This window comes from Giesbergeria sinuosa (assembly GCF_042652905.1).
Lineage (GTDB): Bacteria > Pseudomonadota > Gammaproteobacteria > Burkholderiales > Burkholderiaceae_C > Simplicispira > Simplicispira sinuosa.
On sequence record NZ_JBHSHJ010000032.1, the window covers coordinates 1 to 1,081 of the forward strand.

Here is a 1,081-nt window from a genome sequence, read left to right on the forward strand (position 1 = left end):
AAATGGCAAAAGGTAAGTTTGAACGCACCAAGCCCCACGTCAACGTGGGCACCATCGGTCACGTCGACCACGGCAAGACAACCCTGACAGCGGCCATCGCGACCGTGCTGTCGGCCAAGTTCGGCGGCGAAGCCAAAAAATACGACGAAATCGACGCTGCTCCCGAAGAAAAAGCACGCGGTATTACCATCAACACCGCCCACGTTGAGTACGAAACCGCCAATCGCCACTACGCTCACGTCGATTGCCCCGGCCACGCCGACTACGTGAAGAACATGATTACCGGTGCCGCCCAGATGGACGGCGCTATTTTGGTGTGCTCCGCCGCTGACGGCCCCATGCCCCAAACCCGCGAGCACATCCTGCTGGCTCGCCAAGTGGGCGTGCCTTACATCATCGTCTTCCTGAACAAGTGCGACATGGTCGACGACGAAGAGTTGCTCGAACTGGTCGAAATGGAAGTGCGCGAGTTGTTGGACAAATACAACTTCCCCGGCGACGACACCCCCATCATCCGTGGTTCCGCCAAGCTGGCCCTGGAAGGCGACAAAGGCCCTCTGGGCGAACAAGCCATCGACAAGCTGGCCGAAGCCCTCGACACCTACATCCCCACGCCCGAGCGCGCTGTGGACGGTGCCTTCCTGATGCCCGTGGAAGACGTGTTCTCCATCTCTGGCCGTGGTACCGTGGTGACCGGTCGCGTTGAGCGCGGCATCATCAAGGTCGGCGAAGAAATCGAAATCGTCGGTATCCGCGACACCCAAAAGACTACCTGCACCGGCGTGGAAATGTTCCGCAAGCTGCTCGACCAAGGTCAAGCTGGCGACAACGTCGGTCTGCTGCTGCGCGGCACCAAGCGTGAAGACGTGGAGCGTGGCCAAGTGCTGTGCAAGCCCGGTTCCATCAAGCCCCACACCCACTTCACCGCTGAAGTGTACGTGTTGAGCAAAGACGAAGGCGGCCGCCACACCCCCTTCTTCAACAACTACCGCCCCCAGTTCTACTTCCGTACCACCGACGTGACTGGCGCCATCGAACTGCCCGAAGGCAAAGAAATGGTGATGCCTGGTGACAACGTGTC

1 protein-coding gene is annotated in these 1,081 nt (G+C 59.8%); it reads left to right on the forward strand.

What is annotated here, in order from left to right; all coding sequences use genetic code 11:
- Positions 1–2: 2 nt before the first annotated feature.
- Positions 3–1,081 (forward strand): elongation factor Tu (gene tuf / locus ACFO6X_RS15835; protein WP_382434995.1); only part of this gene is annotated, 1,079 nt, incomplete at its 3' end.